The 20,747-nt window shown below is 42.5% G+C and carries 17 protein-coding genes; 4 read left to right on the top strand and 13 right to left on the bottom strand.

The genetic code is table 11. The features are described from left to right. Positions 1-74: 74 nt before the first annotated feature. Positions 75-1,193, bottom strand: a complete 1,119-nt coding sequence (citZ, locus tag M1E09_RS05095; protein ID WP_456273778.1) for a citrate synthase — start codon at positions 1,191-1,193, stop codon at positions 75-77. A 704-nt stretch (positions 1,194-1,897) separates the two neighbouring features. Here citZ and ytvI point away from each other — a divergent pair. After that, positions 1,898-3,022 carry a sporulation integral membrane protein YtvI gene (gene ytvI, locus M1E09_RS05090; protein WP_456273777.1) on the top strand — a complete coding sequence of 375 codons (1,125 nt, stop codon included), beginning with the start codon at positions 1,898-1,900 and terminating at the stop codon, positions 3,020-3,022. Positions 3,023-3,107: 85 nt separating this feature from the next. Here ytvI and M1E09_RS05085 read toward each other — a convergent pair whose 3' ends face one another. From M1E09_RS05085 to dnaE, 8 genes are all read right to left on the bottom strand, one after another. Beyond that, the gene (locus M1E09_RS05085; RefSeq protein WP_456273776.1) at positions 3,108-3,494 is read right to left on the bottom strand and encodes an FxsA family protein; all 387 of its coding nucleotides are present in this window, start codon (positions 3,492-3,494) and stop codon (positions 3,108-3,110) included. A 214-nt stretch (positions 3,495-3,708) separates the two neighbouring features. Continuing rightward, positions 3,709-5,469, bottom strand: a complete 1,761-nt coding sequence (pyk, locus tag M1E09_RS05080; protein WP_456273775.1) for a pyruvate kinase — start codon at positions 5,467-5,469, stop codon at positions 3,709-3,711. A gap of 52 nt (positions 5,470-5,521) precedes the next feature. After that, entirely contained in the window at positions 5,522-6,481 is a 960-nt protein-coding gene (gene pfkA, locus M1E09_RS05075; RefSeq protein ID WP_456273774.1) for a 6-phosphofructokinase, read from the bottom strand. A gap of 780 nt (positions 6,482-7,261) precedes the next feature. After that, positions 7,262-8,242, bottom strand: a complete 981-nt coding sequence (gene accA, locus M1E09_RS05070; protein WP_456273773.1) for an acetyl-CoA carboxylase carboxyl transferase subunit alpha — start codon at positions 8,240-8,242, stop codon at positions 7,262-7,264. Continuing rightward, a complete protein-coding gene (gene accD, locus M1E09_RS05065; RefSeq protein ID WP_456273772.1) occupies positions 8,236-9,105 on the bottom strand; it encodes an acetyl-CoA carboxylase, carboxyltransferase subunit beta in 870 nt (289 codons plus the stop codon). Before accD ends, accA begins: the two co-directional genes overlap by 7 nt. Before the next feature lie 148 nt (positions 9,106-9,253). After that, positions 9,254-9,898: a FadR/GntR family transcriptional regulator gene (locus M1E09_RS05060; protein ID WP_456273771.1), complete on the bottom strand. Its 645-nt coding sequence runs from the start codon at positions 9,896-9,898 to the stop codon at positions 9,254-9,256. 8 nt (positions 9,899-9,906) lie between these two features. Further along, on the bottom strand, positions 9,907-11,145 hold the full coding sequence (locus tag M1E09_RS05055) for an NAD(P)-dependent malic enzyme (RefSeq protein WP_456273770.1): 1,239 nt from the start codon (positions 11,143-11,145) through the stop codon (positions 9,907-9,909). Between the two features lie 168 nt (positions 11,146-11,313). Then, complete coding sequence (dnaE, locus tag M1E09_RS05050; RefSeq protein WP_456273769.1) at positions 11,314-14,667, bottom strand: DNA polymerase III subunit alpha; 3,354 nt, start codon at positions 14,665-14,667, stop codon at positions 11,314-11,316. 221 nt (positions 14,668-14,888) lie between these two features. On the opposite strand from dnaE, the gene M1E09_RS05045 reads away from it, so the two are divergent. Both M1E09_RS05045 and ytrI read left to right on the top strand, forming a co-directional pair. Continuing rightward, on the top strand, positions 14,889-15,224 hold the full coding sequence (locus M1E09_RS05045) for a YtrH family sporulation protein (protein WP_456273768.1): 336 nt from the start codon (positions 14,889-14,891) through the stop codon (positions 15,222-15,224). Beyond that, positions 15,221-15,727: a sporulation membrane protein YtrI gene (gene ytrI / locus M1E09_RS05040; RefSeq protein ID WP_456273767.1), complete on the top strand. Its 507-nt coding sequence runs from the start codon at positions 15,221-15,223 to the stop codon at positions 15,725-15,727. Before M1E09_RS05045 ends, ytrI begins: the two co-directional genes overlap by 4 nt. Before the next feature lie 966 nt (positions 15,728-16,693). Here ytrI and M1E09_RS05035 read toward each other — a convergent pair. After that, positions 16,694-17,632, bottom strand: a complete 939-nt coding sequence (locus tag M1E09_RS05035) for a DHH family phosphoesterase (protein ID WP_456273766.1) — start codon at positions 17,630-17,632, stop codon at positions 16,694-16,696. A gap of 106 nt (positions 17,633-17,738) precedes the next feature. Between M1E09_RS05035 and M1E09_RS05030 the strand changes: the two genes are divergently transcribed. Then, positions 17,739-18,044 carry a YtpI family protein gene (locus M1E09_RS05030; protein ID WP_456273765.1) on the top strand — a complete coding sequence of 102 codons (306 nt, stop codon included), beginning with the start codon at positions 17,739-17,741 and terminating at the stop codon, positions 18,042-18,044. A gap of 81 nt (positions 18,045-18,125) precedes the next feature. On the opposite strand, the gene M1E09_RS05025 is transcribed toward M1E09_RS05030, so the two are convergent. From M1E09_RS05025 to M1E09_RS05015, 3 genes are all read right to left on the bottom strand, one after another. Next, positions 18,126-19,445 carry a DRTGG domain-containing protein gene (locus M1E09_RS05025; protein WP_456273764.1) on the bottom strand — a complete coding sequence of 440 codons (1,320 nt, stop codon included), beginning with the start codon at positions 19,443-19,445 and terminating at the stop codon, positions 18,126-18,128. A 72-nt stretch (positions 19,446-19,517) separates the two neighbouring features. Beyond that, positions 19,518-19,763: a hypothetical protein gene (locus M1E09_RS05020; protein WP_456273763.1), complete on the bottom strand. Its 246-nt coding sequence runs from the start codon at positions 19,761-19,763 to the stop codon at positions 19,518-19,520. Between the two features lie 177 nt (positions 19,764-19,940). Beyond that, positions 19,941-20,624, bottom strand: a complete 684-nt coding sequence (locus M1E09_RS05015; protein ID WP_456273762.1) for a metal-dependent hydrolase — start codon at positions 20,622-20,624, stop codon at positions 19,941-19,943. Positions 20,625-20,747 lie beyond the last annotated feature (123 nt).

The raw sequence follows: 20,747 nt of genomic DNA, 5'->3' as shown, positions 1-20,747 counted from the left end.
GGAAAGGCCCGCCTTATAAAAGGCAAAGCTTCTTCCATTGTCATTACACCAAATATTTAGCTTTTTGTAAAATATTAACCGCGTTGGTCTACAGGAACATATGCCTGTTTTCCAGGACCAGTATAGTCCGCACGAGGACGGATCAGGCGGTTGTTGGAATACTGCTCAAGAATGTGAGCCAGCCATCCGGATACCCTGCTTACCGCGAAAATCGGTGTGAAAAGGTCATGATCGATTCCCAGGCTGTGATAAACAGAAGCAGAATAGAAATCGACATTCGGCGGAAGGCCTTTTTCAGATGTCACGATATCTTCTATCTTAGTAGACATTTCATAGTATTTGCTTTCGCCTCTTAGCTCAGTCAATTTCTTAGACATTTCCTTCAGGTGCTTTGCTCTCGGATCACCTTTTTGGTAAACACGGTGTCCAAAGCCCATAATTTTTTCTTTGTTGTCGAGCTTTTGGCGGATTACAGACTCAACATTATCAACTGAATCAATTTCAGTAAGCATCTTCATAACCTGTTCGTTGGCGCCGCCGTGAAGAGGTCCTTTCAACGCTCCGATTGCCGCAGTAACACCGGAATAAACATCAGAAAGAGTCGCTACACATACACGAGCTGTGAATGTAGATGCATTTAATTCATGGTCTGCATGAAGGACAAGCGCTTTATTGAATGCTTCCACTTCAATATCAGCAGGCTCATTGCCTGTAAGCATATACAAGAAGTTTGCAGCAAAACCAAGATCTGTTCTTGGAGCGATTGGTTCTTTTCCGCTTCTGATACGAGCAAAAGAAGTAACAATCGTCGGGATTTTGGCTTGAAGACGGACTGCTTTGCGGAAGTTTGCATCCTCTTCCATCACATCTGCTTCTTCATCATATAGTCCAAGAAGTGATACAGCAGATCTTAGAGCAGCCATTGGATGAACATCTTTAATTGGATACATCTTAAAGTGCTCGATTACTTCCTTAGGAAGAGCAGCATTTTCAGCCAGATCCTTCTTAAGTTGATCCAGCTCTGAAGCTGTCGGCAGTTTAAGGTTCCATAATAGATAGATTATTTCTTCGAAGCTGGCATTGTTTGTCAAATCATCGATATTGTAGCCAACATATGTAAGAGTATCATCAATGATTGAACTGATTGAAGATGTAGTTGCTACAACTCCTTCTAAACCACGAGTTGCTGTCATAGTAAAACCTCTCCTTTATCTGAATTATTGCCAAGTCGTCCATTATATAATGAACTATGCTTCAAGAGTACTTGAGTCTCTTAAAACGGCTTGTTTCAAAAGTTAAGTATAATTGTTTAAAACATGCGCAATCGAGCGCTCGCTCAGCAAAGATTCATGCATTGATACAAATAAATATCTGTATATTATGCAGACCTCAAGCACGGGATGCGCTTTCATTTTCTATTATAAACAATTATCAGACTTTTGTGAATGAAAACGGATTAATTTCTATAATAATTATTTTATTAGAAAAATAAACCTGTGCTTCTTATACTCTATCGTAACATAGTATTTAAATATACTCTAATCAACCGTTTGAGATCGATCAGCTATAGTAGCATAGAATTTCTGCCATACTTTTTACAGTTGAGACACGATTTCCCGATGTGAAAAGGATAACGCTGTTCTGCAATGATGCTTACGATAAGAGAGTTGTTGGTAACCCCTGCATAAACAGGATATCTATCAGTATTTCAGTTCTCTCAGAACGCCTACTGCTTTTATGTTTATAGTATGGCCAATTGTTATTGCAGCAATTTAGGAATTCTATTTTGGAGAGTTTTTTAAATATTTATTTCATTCGCAATTCAACTTTCTTTCATTACCTTCCTCAGCTAAAATATAATTAGTAATATATAGAAAAATTCGAAAGGGGGCCATTAATGAATTTAGAATTCATCTACCGTTGCTTACGCTTCTTATTTGTGATTGCAGTCATCATCTTAACGGGAATTGCGATTTTTTATGTTTCAAAAGTTACCTATCCATTCATTATCGCTCTAGTAATTGCTTTCCTCATGAACCCGGTTGTGAATCTTCTTGAGACGAAGGCGAAAATGCCAAGGGGTTTGGCAGTTGCTGTGGCACTTTTTCTGATTATCGCCATTTTCATCGGCCTTATCACCTTGCTTATTACTGAAATTGTGGCTGGGGCGAACTACTTGGCAAAAGTGGTGCCTGAACATGTACAAACAATTGTTGAGTATATGGAAAACTTCATTGCCGGACAGGTTATCCCTTTCTATCATCAGATCAGCGGGCTTTTCAAGAATTTAGAAGAAGGCCAGCAGGGAGCCATTCTGGAAAACATTCAAGCAGCTGGAGAGAGAATTGCTTCAACTGCAGGCAACTTTCTACAAAACTTTTTCCAGGAGCTTCCGAACCTTGTTTCCTGGATTCCGAATGCTGCTACCGTATTAATATTTTCAGCTTTAGCAACGTTTTTTATCAGTAAAGACTGGTACCATCTTTCAGATAAGCTCTCTAAGTATGTTCCAGTAAAAGCCGCAACAAGCGGGAGAAGAGTGTTCGTCGATCTGAAAAAGGCATTGGTCGGCTTCATCCGTGCACAATTCACACTAATATCCATCACAGCGGTCATCGTATTGATTGGTTTATTGATACTGAGAGTGGATTACGCGATCACTATAGCGTTGGTAATCGGCCTTGTCGATATTCTGCCTTACCTTGGCACAGGTGCGGTTTTTGTTCCTTGGATTCTTTATGAATTAATTACAGGCAATATCGGTATGGGTGTCGGATTGGGAGTCCTCTACCTTGTCGTTGTCGTTCAGAGACAGATTATGGAACCGAAAGTGCTTTCCTCAAGCATCGGCCTGGATCCTCTCGCAACCTTGATTGCATTATTTGTTGGATTTAAGCTTGTCGGATTCCTGGGATTGATTTTGGGCCCTGTTACTTTAGTCATTCTTTCAACACTAAAGAATGCCGGAGTGTTCCATGATCTTTGGGCATTTATTACAGGAAAGCCTGAAATCAGGGAATAAAAAAATTATTTAAAGCTTTTCTTATTTGACGAAATCTGCAAAAAATTAAAAGGATCCGTTCATTTCGAACGGATCCTTTCTTGTATTATCGGTATATTATAACGTTGCCGTTATCTATCCATTTCTTAATAACCTTCAGTATAAACGGTTTTATGAGCCTTCTGGATTGTGGAAATAGAAGCAAAAAGCCTATTGCATCCGTTATAAATCCAGGAGTCAGCAAGACCACTCCGCCGACCAATATGCACAAACCGTCTACTATGGCATCGCCAGGAACCTGGCCGAATCTTATTTGTTCCTGCACACTTTGTATTGCCTGTAAGCCTTGGCGTTTTGCCAGATAGGCTCCTAAAACCCCTGTAGCGATAATCATCAGGATTGTCGCCCACACGCCGAATGTCTGGCCGGAAAGGATGAGAAGGCCAATTTCAAGCGCAGGCACTACGATCAAAAAGAACATCATATATCTCATATCGTTGATTCCCCCATTTTTTTGGACAACCTGTATTTATTATAACATATGCACAAAAGCCAGGCTGATGCCGCGATGCGACAATTTTGCAACAGTTATAGAAAACTGAGTACGGCAGCCAGATTTCGTACATTTTTACACTGGCCATTTCCCAAGTTTATGCATAAAAAAGCAATGCCGCTCAAAGAGAGACATTGCTGAGTCATTTTTTTAATTACAGTACACTTGCATGGCCGTCATAGATAACCCCTCTTGAGGAATCCACCGTAATTTCCTGGCCATCTTGCAGCAGTGACATGGCATTTTCTACCCCTACAATGACAGGAATCCCAATGTTGATCCCGACAACAGCGGCATGGCTTGTCAATCCACCTTCTTCTGTAATCAATGCAGAGCATTTTTCAAGGGCCGGCACCATGTCTTTATCACTGCCTACTGTTACGAGTACAGAACCAGGCTGCACTTTTTCATTAGCCTCTGCAGCATTTCTGGCTAGTACTGTTTTTCCGTAAGCTGTCTTTCGGCCAATACCCTGACCTTTCGCAATGATGTCGCCAACCACATGGATCTTCATGAGGTTTGTCGTACCAGATTCGCCGACAGGTACTCCGGCTGTAATAATGATGCGGTCGCCATGTTTGATGACACTGGAATTCAGGCTTTCTTCGACTGCCATCTCCAGCATTTCATCAGTAGTCGATACCATTCTTCCCACCTGCGGATAGACACCCCAGACCAATGCAAGCCTTCTGGATACAGATTCACTCGCTGTTACAGCTATAATTGGTGCTTGAGGACGGTATTTTGAGATCATCTTGGCTGTGTGCCCGCTTTCTGTCGGTGCCACAATCGCATTCACAGACAGATTGATAGCTGTGTGCGCCACCGATTGCCCAATTGCGTCCGTCATGTTATGGCCGCTGTCTTTACTGCGGTTGGACAGGATCTCTTTGTAATCAAGCGCTGTTTCTGCACGGGAAGCAATATTGTTCATCGTCTGAACTGCTTCAACAGGATATGTGCCGGCTGCAGTTTCTCCTGAAAGCATAATAGCATCTGTTCCGTCAAATATCGCATTCGCCACGTCACTTGCTTCTGCACGAGTAGGACGAGGGTTGCGCTGCATGGAATCAAGCATTTGTGTAGCTGTGATGACCGGCTTCCCTAGTGCGTTGCATTTTTTGATCAATGCTTTTTGAACCAGAGGGACTTCTTCTGCAGGAATTTCTACGCCCAAATCTCCGCGGGCAACCATTAGGCCATCAGAAACTTCCAATACTTCGTCAATGTTATCGACACCTTCCTGGTTCTCGATCTTAGGAATGATTTGGATATCTTTTGCATTATGATCCTCAAGCAGCTGATGAATTTCTAAAACATCTGTTGCACGTCGGACGAAGGATGCTGCGATAAAATCGACTCCCTGTTCAATTCCGAAAATGATATCCTTGGCGTCTTTGTCCGTGATTCCCGGCAGGTTAACCGACACTCCAGGCACGTTTACACCCTTTTTGTTTTTCAGTGTTCCAGAGTTAAGCACTTTTGTTCTGATTTCTCCTGCATCCTTATCCAGTGAGATGACTTCAAGCCCGATCAATCCGTCATCCAAAAGAATTTTCGATCCAACCTCTACATCATTGATAAGACTGCCATAGGTTACAGAGAATTTTTTTGGCGTACCCAGTACTTCTGTCATGGATACAATGATCTCAGAGCCTTTTTCCAGTTCAATTGCATCGTTTTCCATATTGTTAGTCCGGATTTCAGGACCTTTTGTATCCAATAAGATTCCAACTGTTTTACCTGTCTTTTCAGCGGCGGTTCTAATATTTTTGATTCGTGCTCCATGTTCTTCATGGTCGCCGTGAGAGAAGTTCAAACGGGCTACATTCATTCCCGCTTCAATCAATTGCGTTAGTTTTTCAACTGTTTCACTTGCCGGACCAATGGTACATACGATTTTTGTTTTTCTCATTACTTAATGACCTCCTGGATATTTCCTGTCATATTCAAGCTGGATTTAAATTTTAGATAGATAACTCTTTTGAAAGCTTATACATACTTAAATCTAACACATGTTCTTTAGCTAATGCTTCTATAATGTCATAATCAACCAGTTCATTTTTCTCAATTCCGACTGCTCTTCCGCCCTTCCCTGCTCTCAGCAGGTTGACAGCATGAGACCCGAGACGGCTTGCAAGTACCCGATCGGATGCTGTCGGTGTTCCTCCGCGCTGAATATGTCCAAGTACCGAAACGCGTGTCTCCAGGTTTGTTGCTTCCTTCAATTTGGCAGCAAATTCATTTCCACCCATAACTCCTTCAGCCACGATGATGATACTGTGTTTCTTGCCGCGTTCCTGCCCTTTTTTCAAACGGTTTGCGATATCATCCATATCATGCTTATCCTCAGGAATCAAGATCGTTTCAGCCCCACCGGCAAGCCCTGCCCAAAGTGCCAGATCTCCGGCATTTCGCCCCATTACCTCAATGATGAAAGTTCTCTCATGGGACGTGGCGGTATCACGGATTTTATCAATTGCATCAATGACTGTATTCAATGCTGTATCGAATCCGATGGTGTATTCTGTTCCGGGGATATCATTGTCGATTGTACCCGGGACACCTACACAAGGATATCCTAACTCGGTTAATGCTTTTGCACCCCGGTATGAACCATCTCCACCTATAACGACAAGACCCTCGATACCATGTTTCTTCAATTGTTCGATTCCTTTTTGCTGGCCTTCCCTCGTTTTGAACTCTTCACACCGTGCCGTGTAAAGCATTGTGCCTCCACGATGGATAATATCCCCAACTGAACCAAGTTCGAGCTTTTTGATATTTCCTGTAATCAAGCCATTATACCCTTGATAAACGCCGTATACCTCCATGTTTTGATAGATAGCCTGTCTGACAACCGCACGGACGGCAGCGTTCATTCCCGGAGAATCTCCGCCACTGGTCAATACACCAATTCTTTTCATAATCAAACACCTCTTAATCATTTATTATGTATTATAAATTTTGTTAATAGTTCTATTGGGGATCTCTGAAAGAAGAAGAAATGAGGAAACAGAATCAACACTTACTATTATAGGCAAAAAGCCATTGGATTATTTCTAAAATAACATGAAGAATGACCGCTAACAACGAATATAGCGCGCATTTTCAAAAAGATTTAATAATCTAAATAATGAAAGCGTTTAACTGTAAAAGAATGCGTTTACATTAATCTAATATACATTTTTTAACATAGTGGGCACTTATTTGCTTCCATAATTAATGATTGACTGATATCCGTTCCAATCTACTTTTATGCAACTAATGAAGCATGATAATTTTTTTCATATTGAAACGCGTTTTATTCTATCCTCTGTTTTTAAAAAGCTCGTACCTATTTAGATGGTGTTGCCGGATTTCCGCTCCAGGTGTGCGACTCCGCGGGGCGGGCGGTGAGCCTCCTCAGCTTCGCCTGCGGGGTCTCACCTGTCCCGCTAATCCCGCAGGAGGTCGCACACCTTCCGCTCCAATCAACCGTTGATTCTATATTTCACTGAAATCTTAAGGCTGTAGAACTAGGAAACATGTTTGCTTCAATAATTTGGTCCCAGAACACCTATTACTAGTAACAGAGGTAATTAAACACTTAACAACATCAGTATCTTGCATATACATTAAATTTGAGAAATGAAAATTCCCCTTAACATTCAGTACCAATTTTTCTGATAAAACAGAAATAAGAAAAAGCGCGGACATGTCCACGCTTAAGAATTTACCCTTGTGTATTCATCTAAAACGGTATATTCACCCATTAATTTATATTTTTCATAACGATTTTCAATTAACTGATCGGGTGTTTGCGGCACCAGTTGTTCAAGAGATGCCTTGATGACTTCCCCGATGCTGTCCGCCTGGGTTTTCACATCTCTGTGGGCCCCGCCTTTCACTTCCGGGATGATCTGGTCGATTATCCCCAGTTCTTTTAAGTCTGGCGCTGTTATCTTCATCGATTCAGCTGCTCGCTTGGCCTGTGTGGAATCTTTCCAAAGCAAGGCAGCAGCACCTTCAGGAGATATAACGGAATAAGTCGAGTTTTCAAGCATATGGATATGGTTTCCTACTCCCAATGCTAGAGCCCCGCCGCTTCCGCCTTCACCAATGACGATACAAATGACCGGAACACTCAACCCAGCCATTTCAAACAGATTACGGGCAATCGCTTCACTTTGACCGCGTTCTTCTGCAGCTTTTCCAGGGTATGCACCCTTTGTATCAATGAAACAGATAATCGGCCTTCCAAACTTGTCGGCTTGCTTCATCAGCCTGAGGGCTTTGCGGTAACCTTCTGGATGCGGCATCCCAAAGTTACGGCGGATATTCTCTTTCGTGTCTTTCCCTCGTTGATGGCCGATGATTGTAAGAGGAAGCCCCTTGAATTTAGCGATTCCGGCAACAATTGCTTCATCTTCCCCATAAAGGCGGTCTCCATGCAGTTCATGGAAATCAGTGAACAGGTGATTGATATAATCCAAAGTTGTCGGTCTGTTAGGATGCCTTGCCACTTGAACTCGGTCCCAAGGCTTCATATTTTCATAAAGCTCGTTCTCAAGTTTTTCCAATCTATTTTCCAATTTTTCAATTTCCGAGGAAAGGTCGACTTCCGATTTCTTCGTGAATTCTTTCAGCTCGGAAATTTTATTTCTTAACTGTATTACAGGCTTTTCAAATTCCATTTCACTTACCATGTCAGTTCACCATCCCATTGATGAATCTCCAAAATCGTGGAAATCTTCTCTTTAAGGTCCAATCGTGAAATAACATCATCTAATTGACCATACTTTAAAAGAAATTCAGCAGTCTGAAAATCTTCAGGCAAATCTTCTCTGATTGTTTGTTCAATAATCCTTCTTCCTGCAAATCCGATAAGGGCACCCGGTTCAGCAAAATTATAATCTCCAAGCGATGCGAAACTCGCTGAAACCCCCCCGGTTGTCGGGTGTGTCATGATTGAAATGAACAATCCTCCATTATCGCTGAAGCGCTTTAATGCAACGGATGTTTTAGCCATTTGCATAAGGGATAAGACCCCTTCCTGCATACGGGCACCGCCAGACGCAGTAAAAATGATAAATGGGCAATTTCTTCTATCAGCCTCTTCAATAGCCCGGGTAATCTTTTCACCTACAACCGATCCCATGCTTCCCATTCGGAAGCGGGCATCCATAATCGCAACGACCGCCTGGAAACCGTCGATGGTTCCGGCACCCGTTATAACCGCTTCATTGATATTGGTTTTTTCGCGATCTTTTTCAAGCTTTTCTATGTAATCAGGGAAGTTCAAGGGATTCTCAGAAATCAAGCCTGCATCCAGCTCTTGAAAGCTTCCTTCATCCATAGTGCAGGATATTCTTTCAAATGCATCCATACGATGGTGATAATCACAATGCAGACACACTTTCATGTTCTTTTGAAGTTCTTTTGTGTACATAATTTTTTTGCAATTTGGACATTTGGTCATGATTCCTTCCGGTACGTCTTGTTTAGCTGCATCGGACGGAATGGTTGCATACTTTTTCTTCTTTGTTTTTACAAAAAGATCCTTAAGCAAAGTGAGACCTCCTCTTCACACAATTATTAATTTATACCGTATTCTATCTATTATTTTCCAGGGATCATTAACAGATCATTTATATTCAACTGTAACGCAACTCTCTCAAAAATGATGTAGGAACATGTCGGCATTTCATCGACAAATTTCAGCCCTCTTGTTCCTCAGGGAAATGAGAGAATTTCTTTATTAAATAGTAATATTCCCACATCTCAGCTTCCTGATTTTTATCAAGAGAGGCAAGAAGACCTGTGCAATTCATCATGAGTTCTTCATTGAACTCATGAGATTGTGCCACCATTGCACCATATTGTGATAAGATATACCAGATTTTTTCAGCAAGCAGATTATTAGAGTGACGGATGAGTTCCCGAATGAACTCATCTATGGTATTAAAAACCCCTGCATCCAAGCTGTTCTGGAGTTTTTCCATGCTGATGTCCTGTTTCATGATAGTCATCAGGCTTTCTTTTTCAAGCCATTCTTTTGTGAGAAGAACATCATCCCTTGCCTGTCCTTCTTTCAAAATGAACGTTCCAAGCAGCTCAACCAGATGGTGCTTGCGGAAATCTTTTAAAAAGGTCCCTTCGCCCCGCCTGGTTTCAATCAGGCCCAGGAGCTCCAACGCCCTTAACGCTTCTCTAATAGAAGAACGCCCGGCTTTCAGGCGTTCAGATAATTCTCTTTCGGAAGGTATCTTATCTCCAGGCTGCAAACCATCCTTGGAAATCATATCCCTGATTCTGTCTACAATCTCAATAAATACCTTTGAATTTGGTTTTGGTGAGTCCATCCTTTGGATCATTCACCCTTTCCAATAACGGCTAAATGTTCTGTTTTTTTGCGTACCTCTTCGGGATCGACCTTAAGCCTTGCAACTCCTGTTTCCATGGCAGCCTGTGCCACTGCTGCAGCCACTGCAGGGGCGACCCGTGCATCGAATGGAGCCGGGATAACATAGTCAGAGTCCAGGTCTTTCTCTGCAACAAGCCCGGCAATCGCCTCTACTGCTGCCTGCTTCATTTTTTCATTGATATGTGTGGCACGGACATCCAAGGCACCTCGGAAGATACCAGGGAAGGCAAGAACGTTATTGACCTGATTAGGGAAATCCGAGCGTCCTGTCCCCACTACTTTGGCGCCGGCAGCCTTTGCATCCTCCGGCATGATTTCCGGAACCGGATTAGCCATGGCGAATATGATTGGATCTTCTTTCATGGATCGTACCATTTCCTGGTTCAGTGCACCTGCAACAGAAACGCCGATGAACACATCCGCATCTTTGATTACGTCTTCAAGTCCGCCTTCTATACGGTTTCTATTAGTGAACTTCGCCACTTCGTCTTTTATTGTGTTCATTCCATTAGGCCGCCCTTCATAGATAGCTCCTCTTGAATCACACATGACGATATCGCGGACGCCATAATTGTGAAGAAGCTTTATGATGGCAATTCCAGCTGCTCCAGCACCATTTGCCACAACCTTGATTTCGGACATCTTTTTACCGACGATCTTCAGTGCATTGACGAGTCCTGCAACTGTTACGATTGCAGTACCGTGCTGGTCATCATGAAAGATTGGGATATTGGTTTCTTTTTTCAACCGTTCTTCTATCACAAAACAATTTGGTGCTGCTATATCTTCTAAATTAACGCCGCCGAATGTTGGTTCCATTAATTTTACTGTTTCTACAATCTTGTCTACATCATTGGTGTCCAGGCAAATTGGAAATGCATCCACGCCGGCAAAGCTTTTAAATAACACCGCTTTTCCTTCCATAACTGGAAGTGCTGCTGCCGGCCCGATATTTCCAAGCCCCAGGACGGCTGTACCATCGGAAACAACTGCTACCATGTTTCCTTTCATTGTATATTCATAAACTGTTTCAGGTTTGTCATAAATCACTTTACATGGTTCTGCTACACCAGGTGAATATGCCAGACTCAAATCCTTTGCATTCTTCACATCAACTTTTGATTTAGATTCTAATTTCCCCTGGTTTATCCTGTGCATATGCAACGCTTCTTCACGTAATGACAAGATGGTTCACTCCTTAAGTATATGCATTTGCGTATTTATTCTAATAAGTAATAGTAGTGCGGCAGGTGGTCTGACCACCCTTTTCCTCTTAAACAATATAATAAAAGATGTAGTAAGTAAAGGAAATCTTATTATCTTGCTTCAGAAAACTGTCCAGTTTCTGATAGATTATTTCAGCACAATGTTTTTCTCGCCTACTATCTCCTTCAATTCACGTAAGCATTCCGAAACCGGATTTACCCAGTGATAATTCGGTAGCTGCACGGTTCTGTTTTCGGAGTCGAAATGAATGATGACAGGAACAGTTCCCCTGAATTTTTTTAATGTCTTTTGTACTGCAGCAAGTTCATCGCCTGCTGATTGTTGTAATTTTAAAAAGAGCCGTCTGTTTATTTTTTCTGATAGGTCCTTGGCTTCTTCTATTGATAGAGCTTTATTGACCAGAAACTGCGTTTTTTGATTACGCTCTTCAACAGAGCCCTCCAGCATAACGATATTTCCTTCTTTCAGCTGTGAAGAGAACTGTTTATAGGCATTCGGAAAAACAACACCTTCCAGTTCCCCGCTCGAATCACTTATAGTGATGAAGGCCATCACTTCCCCTTTTTTAGTCCTGATCGTTTTAACCGATGTAATGTATACCCCTGTCCTTACATTTTTATTGCCGCTTTCCAGATCGAAGAGATCGATGGCTGAAATATCTTTAAATATTTTTTCATAAGGAGAGACAGGGTGGTCTGATAAATATAAGCCCAGTACCTGTTTTTCATATTCGAGCTTCTTCTCGAGAGGCATGCTTTCTACTTCCATATACTTTGGTTTCAGAAAGAAAGCCTCTTCTTCCTGAAATAAATCATAATCCTGATCCTGCGGCCTGACGAGTTCAGAGTGCTCAATGGCTACATCCAGGCTTGCCAGCAGAGTAGACCTGTCTTCGCCAAAGTCATCGAAAGCACCAGAGAACACAAGGGCTTCAAGCGTCTTCCGATTGACTGCCTTTAGAGATACTCGCAAACAGAAATCAAACAAATCCGTAAAGGGCTTTTCCTGGCGCGCCTGCAGAATTTCTTTCAGGGCCGCCGCTCCCACACCTCTGATCGCTCCCAGACTGTATCGTATGCTGTTTCTCTCTACTTTAAAAAAGAAATGGCTGTGATTTACAGACGGAGGCAGGATGTCAATATTACTTTGCTTCGCCTCACGGATATATTGAGCAACCTTCGTATCATTTCCGATTACGGAGGTGATCAGCGCTCCAAGAAAATACGAAGGATAATTCGCTTTTAAGTAAGCCAGCTGGTAAGCAATCATACTATAGGCCACTGCATGGGACCGGTTAAATCCGTAATTGGCGAACCGGACTATCAGGTCATATATTTCTTCAGCAGTTTCAAACGAATAACCCTTTTTCAATGCTCCATCGATAAAATGTTTCCGTTCACTGTCCAGCACATCTTTTTTCTTTTTGCTGACCGCCCTTCTCAGCAGGTCTGCTTCCCCAAGAGAAAAACCTGCCATCCTGGATGCAATCTGCATGATTTGTTCTTGATAGACGATAACCCCATAGGTCATCCCCAAGATTTCTTCAAGATCAGGATGTGGATATTCAATCTTCTCCTGCTTATGCTTTCTGGAAATGAATGTCGGGATATTCTCCATCGGCCCTGGCCTGAACAAGGCGTTGACAGCTACTATATCTTCAAAGGAAGTTGGCTTCAGCTTCACCAGGACATTCTTCATTCCATCAGACTCCAGTTGAAAAACACCGTCGGTTCTTCCCTGGCTCAATAACGCAAATGTCTTTACATCATTGGACGGAATGGCATCAAGTGTAAATCTCTTTCCTGTCCCCTTTTTTATGGATGTGACAAGCCGGTCGAGAATCGTTAAGTTGCGTAGCCCCAGGAAATCCATTTTCAGGAGGCCGATTTCTTCTAATATCTCCATTGGATATTGAGTCAGGTGTGCAGAGCCTTGGCCTGCTTGAATAGGAATCAAATCGACCAGCGGCTTTTCGCTGATGATAACACCTGCAGCATGAGTGGAGGCATGCCGGGGCAGTCCTTCAAGCTTCAACGCTGTTTGAAATAGCCTTTGTTTGTGTTGTGATTCATTAATGAAGTCCCTGAAATCTGCAGAGTCTTCATATGCTGCCTTCAAAGACAAGCCATGCCTGGAAGGAACAAACTTAGACAGCTGCTCCAGTTCCTTTGAATTGAAGCCGAAGACCCTCGCTGTATCCCTTAGTGCTGCCTTGGCCGCCAGCGTTCCGAACGTAATGATTTGGGCAACATGCAGGTCTCCATACTTTTTATGGACATATTCGATGACCTCTTCACGGCGGTAATCGGGAAAGTCAATATCGATATCAGGCATGGAAATCCTTTCAGGGTTGAGAAACCGTTCAAATAATAACCCATGCCGGATCGGGTCTACATCCGTTATTTTCAACACATAGGCCACCAGTGACCCAGCAGCAGAGCCCCTTCCAGGTCCAGTCAGGATATGCTGGTCCCTTGCAAACTTCATAAAATCCCAGACAATCAAGAAATAATCACTGAAATTCATTTTCTGGATGACGGACAATTCATATTTCAAACGTTCTGCATACTCTTCCTTATTCTCCAGGCCTCTATCTTTCACGCCATTCAAACATACCTGTTGTAAGTATCGGTCTGCCGATTCTCCTTCTGGAAGAGGATACTTCGGAAGAAGGTTTTGATGAAAAGCGATTTCTACATGGCAGTCGTTCGCTATTTTAATCGTATTCTCAAGTGCATCCACATCATCTCCGTGCAGATTCAGCATTTCTTCTTTGCTTTTAAAATAATAGTGATCATTTGCGAGAGTTTCCCGCTCATCATCACTGAGCTTCACTCCGTCCCTTATCGCCAGGAGACATTCATGGGCAAAGGCATCTTCCTTCTCCGTAAACTGTACATCATTGGTCACAACCTGCCTGATCCCGAACTTTTGCTTCAGTCTCTCAGTTTTTTCTTTTATCATACTTTCTTCAGGCAGGCCATGGTCTTGAAGGGAAAGATAAAAAGACTCTTTCCCAAACACCTCCTGCATTTTCACCAGGACTGCTTCTGCTTTGTCGACATCACCTGAAAGTAAATGCTGTTCAATTTCTCCTTTTATACCAGGAGTGATTCCTATGAGCCCTTCTCCATAGCCTTTTAACCATCTATATGGAATTCCTTCCGGTGACTTTGTTCCGATGACACTTGAAATTTTCAACAGGTTTCTGTACCCTGTCTCGTTTTTAGCCAGCAGGACAAGCGGATAGCTTGTTTCTGCCAATTCGCTCATTACGTCAGCTGTGAGTCCGATAATCGGTTTGATCCCATTTTTCATGCATTCCTTGTAAAAAGGAACCACTCCGTACATAACGTTATGATCCGTAATGGCCAACGCGCGATAATTGCTTTGCACGGCCTTTTGGACAAGCGTTTTAATCGAAGCTGTGCTCGATAATAAACTGAAAGCGCTTGACACTTGCAAGTGAACAAACGACATGAGCACTCACACTCCTTTTCTCATTCTCCTCCTTTCATTATAAGAAACTATAAGTAAAAAAGAAAATATGTTCGCTTTTTTCGGCAAGCGTTTCCTTCATATGTAAGAGGCTGGTCCCATATATATATTTTATAAGAGAAAATATGATGGTAGTTTAACGGGATAATGGTTTTTCTTTGTAATCAAAGGCATAGAGAATTTTATATTCGGAGATGATCAGAATGGCAGAAGCATTCTTTCCTGAACTTTTTAAAAGTTACTTTATCGCAATGGGGGTCCTGCTGGGAGGCTGCCTTCTTGGAGGACTGGCAGCGTTTATGACCGGACAGCCCTTATTGACCGAAATCTCCCGGCTGTCCAGCATCCTGAGAATCTGGGCGATCATAGCAGCAATTGGAGGGACTTTCGATACTCTCTATAGCTTTGAAAAAGGAATTCTTAATGGTGAGACAAAAGAGCTCTTTAAACAGTTCCTGCTTATCCTGGCCGCCATGGGCGGGGCCCAGACTGCAGCCTTATTCATATACTGGCTTACACAGGAGCACATTTCCCCATGAGAATCCCGCCATATTATAGACAGCCCGGGTGGCAGAGATTCTTTGCAGGTGCATTGATAGGCGGAGTGATCAGCTGGACAATCTTCCTGTTTATGTTCGGCGTTCTCCAGGAAAAGCAAACCGCCACAATTGAAAAGCAGCGAGACAGAATCAGTGATTTGAATCAAGGCATTTCGCATTGGCAGGAAGAGTTTAAACTGTTGAACAAAAAAAACAGCGAACTCCTGACTGTCCAGGACATCAAATTAAAAATCGTCAATGCCAAGGAATACCGAATTGAAGATTCATTGAGCATCTTTGAAGCGGAGGAAGAAATTAAAGGGGATCTCAGTCCCCTTCTGGCAAAAGACCTTGATTCAGTCTACAAAAACAAAGAGCTCATCAAGAAAACAATCGAAAATAAAACACTGAAGATCAATGACAAGAGATACAAGGTAAAGGTAAAGGAGATCTACTTTTTCACTGTTATCCAGGTCTTTCTTGAATTGGAGTATGAGGGGTAAGCGCACTTGGAGATCTTTCTCCGGGTGCTTTTTGGTTTTGGGGATTATATATAACTGAAAGTTCTTTTCAGGCCTTCTACGGACATTTAATTCTACCTTCCTTTTCCTAGATGTCTTTACCTCCCCTCTGAAGACATTTAATATCACATTCCTCTTGCTAAATGTCTTTACACCCCCTCTAGGGACATTTAGTTCTACATTCCTCTTGCTAAATGTCTTTATACCCTCTCTAGCGACATTTAGTTCTACATTCCTCTTGCTAAATGTCTTTACATGCCCTCTAGCGACATTTAGTTCTACATTCCTCTTGCTAAATGTCTTTACATGCCCTCTAGGGACATTTAGTTCTACATTCCTCTTGCTAAATGTCTTTACATGCCCTCTAGGGACATTTAGTTTTACATTCCTCTTGCTAAATGTCTTTACATGCCCTCTAGCGACATTTAGTTCTACATTCCTCTTGCTAAATGTCTTTACATGCCCTCTAGGGACATTTAGTTTTACATTCCTCTTGCTAAATGTCTTTACACGCTCTCTAGCGACATTTAGTTCTACATTCCTCTTGCTAAATGTCTTTACATGCCCTCTAGGGACATTTAGTTTTACATTCCTCTTGCTAAATGTCTTTACACGCTCTCTAGCGACATTTAGTTCTACATTCCTCTTGCTAAATGTCTTTACATGCCCTCTAGGGACATTTAGTTTTACATTCCTCTTGCTAAATGTCTTTACACGCCCTCTAGCGACATTTAGTTCTACATTCCTCTTGCTAAATGTCTTTACATGCCCTCTAGGGACATTTAGTTTTACATTCCTCTTGCTAAATGTCTTTACACGCTCTCTAGCGACATTTAGTTCTACATTCCTCTTGCTAAATGTCTTTACCCTCCCTCTTATTTTATTTAATTGCTTTAAAGCACACATGCGCACAAAAAAATGGCCCGCCACCAGGCGAGCCACAACACTCTAATTCTCTTTACAAACTTCCATCACATCATGCAGCACTTCATCCTTCTGCTGCCAATTAAAGATGGATGCCCCGGCTGCAAGCGGGTGTCCGCCGCCGTTGTATTTCTTCGCGACAGTGTTGATGACAGGCCCTTTGGAACGGAGCCTTACTCTGATTTGGTCGCTTTCCTCAATAAAGAATACCCATGCCTTTATCCCTTTTACATTTCCAAGCGAACTGACAAGCAGGGATGCCTCGGCAGGGACGAGATTATAGCGACTCAATATCTCCTGTGTAATGGTCATGCAGCCGACACCATTTTCAAGCATTTCAAAGTTTTGAAGTACATACCCTTGAAGCTTGAGCACTCCAGGATCTGTTTCATACATCTTGTTATAAAGCTCATTTCGGTCAAACCCAAAGCGAATAAGCTCTCCTGCAATATCAAATGTGCGCTGGGTTGTACTTGGATACAGGAATCTTCCTGTATCCCCGACAATCCCGCCATACAGCAGCCTTGCCGCTTCATCTGTTATTTTTAGCCCTTTGTCTTTTCCATATTGATAGAACAAGTAGATCATTTCACTGACAGAGCTTGCTTCCGTATCAACCCAAAGGACGTCTCCATATGGATCTTCATTAGGGTGGTGGTCAATTTTGATCAACTTGTCACCCAATTTATATCTTTCATCGCAGATCCTTGCTGAATTAGCCGTATCACACACGATGATTAAGGCCCCTTCAAAAACTTGATCCTCAATTTTATCCAGTCTCCTTAAATAATGCAATGTCGGCTCTTCTTCCCCTACAGCATAAATATCTTTTTCTGGAAAAGAGGCTTTCAGGATTTCAACAAGCCCTCCTTGTGAACCATAGGCATCAGGATCTGGTCTGACATGGCGGTGCACGATGATGGTTTTATACTCTTTTATCAATTCAATGATTTTATCTTTCATGACATACTCCTTTTTAATAGACATAAAACTTTCATTTGGAATCCGGCAGAAATACCGTTAAAATAGTAAGGAATGATTCACAAACGATATTTTGGAGGACTTTGCTATGCCTGTATTGGTTTTTTTGATTATACTTTCATTTTCTTTTTACATTTACTATAAAGTGAAATCGGTAAGAAGCAACAGATTTATTGAGAAAAAATGGCTCTCTGGCAAATCGAGTATTGCGCTTGGCCTGTTTGTCGCTTTATTCGGGATCAATCAGCTGTTTCTTTTCCAAAGCGGATTCACTTATTTTATTGCTGCGGTGTTTATCGCCATCGGGTTGGGAAGCACCTGGATGGGTTGGAAAGTGTACAAGCATTTTCTTCCTCAGGCACAGAAAGAGGCCCAGGAACTGGATAACCAATAATAGCTTGAAACCTGCACTCCATTTGGGTGCAGGTTTTTTTGTCATTCTCTGTGCAGCTGTTTCTATGTAGTCAATTTTGCATCAATGCTTGTCAATCAGCTGGCAGATCATCATTGCTTTTCCTACCAGTACGGTTTCATGATAGACTTCGACATCCACTTTTCCGAATTTACGGCCGACATCCAGCACTTTAGGGTGAATATCTATGACACTCTCCATTTGAACCGGCCTTATGAAATACACCGTCATGTTCTCGACAACCAGATCGCCTTTTTTATAGGATTTCAGCGCACGGTTGGCCGCTTCTGTCACCAGGGTTGTAAAAACGCCATAAGACATCGTCCCCAGTCCGTTTGTCATCTGCGGGGTCACCGGGAACTGGTAGCTGACAACATCTCCATCTTTCCCTTCGACAGAGGCCATATTGCTGGTGATATTGTCGTCTATCGTTTCACCGACCTGAGGCTGCCTTTGAATCATTTGCATGGCTTTCAGGACATCCTGGCGGCTGATGATCCCCTGCAGCCTGTTCTGGTCATCGACTACCGGCAGAACTTCAATCCCTTCCCAGATCATCATGTGGGCCGCAGAAGCAACACTTGTATTGACACTGACGGTTATCGGTTTTTTCGTCATCACTTTTTCAATCGCGACATCTTTTTCCTGCCCCATAACATCCTTTGAGGTAACAATCCCCTGCACTTTTCTGTTACGGTCAATGACCGGGAAGCGGCTGTGAAAGGTAGACTGATTCTTCTCATACCAGTCCTCCAATGTATCCCCCACTTGTAAAAATACGGTTTGGTCTTCCGCTGTCAAAATGTCTTCAACGAGAATGATCTCTTTTTTGATAAGCTGATCATAAATTGCCCGGTTGATCATGGCCGCCACTGTAAATGTGTCGTAACTGGTTGAGATGATCGGCAGTTCAAGTTCGTCTGCAATCCGCTTGACACTTTCGTCTGTATCAAAGCCCCCGGTAATCAGGACAGCTGCTCCAGCTTTTAATGCCAGTTCATGAGCTTTCGTCCGATTTCCGACAATCAACAGATTTCCTGCCTCTGTGTAACGCATCATCGCTTCAAGCTTCATGGCCCCGATCACAAATTTGTTCAGCATTTTGTGAAGGCCTGTTCTTCCGCCCAGTACTTGTCCATCAATAATATTGACCACTTCTGCAAACGTTAGTTTCTCAATGTTTTCTTTCTTCTTTCTTTCGATCCTGATGGTGCCGACTCTTTCGATCGTGCTGACATATCCCTTTGTTTCGGCATCCTTAATGGCCCTGTAAGCCGTACCTTCACTTACATTCAGGGCTTTCGCTATCTGCCGGACGGAAATTTTTTCTCCGATCGGAAGTGTATCTATATATTCAATGATCTGTTCATGTTTGGTTGCCAAGCTTTTCACCCTTTTTAAACTGCCATAATGATAATTTAATTATAAAGTGAAAAGCTTGGGGTTTCAATTTTGTCAGCTAAAAGAACGTACCTTTCTTACATCTTTCCTTCTTCCGCGCTGATTTCCTTGAATTTTTTCTGATTGAGGGGTGAAAAGCAATGCAGACAGATTTCCGGCAATGACAATAGCCGCAAAAGCAAGCCAGCCGATTGCAAACAGTCCGGGCAATCCTTCCGCAAACACATTCATCCGGGGAACCGCATAGTAAAGCATCATTCCCGCCAGTAATAAACATATAATATATCGCTGCTTTTTCATGTTATTCCTCCTTTACCAGCTTGTTTAATATGTATGCGGGACAACCCGTTCTCATTAATTTTTTTCAAGGTTTGCACAGATACTTTTCTTAATTCATCCAGAGCAGGAATAACAGTTACTGAACGAAGACTGAAACAAAAAACACCAGCCCAAAATGGACCAGTGTTCTGTATATCCCTACAGTTCGATTTCATCGCCTGCGTTCATGATTCTGCCTTCTTGTTCTTCTTTCAGCATCGAAATGAACTTCCCGGGATCCTGCTTGATCGGCGGGAAGGTATTATAATGGATCGGCACAACAGTCTTTGCCTTCAGGAATTCGGCTGCAGCTGCAGCATCTTCAGGTCCCATTGTAAAATTGTCGCCGATTGGCAGAAAGGCTACATCGATAGTATTTCTCTCTCCGATCAGCTTCATGTCGGAAAACAGTGCCGTGTCTCCAGCATGATAAATTGTTTTTCCTCCAACAGTCAACAGAATTCCAGCTGGCATCCCTGTATAGATAATCTGGTTATCCTCGGTTTCATAAGAGGATCCATGGAATGCCTGAGTCAGCTTCACTCTTCCAAATTCGAACTCATAGGCACCGCCTATATGCATGGGATGTGTGTTCACTCCCTGCCAGCTTAAATATGTAGCCAACTCATATGGTGCCACTACAAGTGCATCATTATTCTTTGCCAATTCGACCGTATCTCCAACATGATCATTATGGCCGTGAGTCAGCAGGATAACATCTGGCTTTTCATTTTCAGCCTTCAAATCCGTCATTTCGTTACCGGAAATAAACGGGTCGATCAGAATGGTGTGTTTGTCAGTCACTACTTTTACTACAGAATGTCCATGAAAGGAAATTTTCATATACAGAAGCCTCCTTGGAATACTTTTTCTATTAACTAATTCTTGGCTGCCGGCTAATATCCTTCTTATATCAGCACCCTTTCCTTTTTACCCGTTAATTTCTCTTTTTAAAAGTCTTCCAAG

This window comes from Bacillus sp. AK031 (assembly GCF_053903065.1).
Note: the sequence above shows the minus strand (reverse complement) of the source record. Positions and strands in the feature narration are given on the sequence as shown.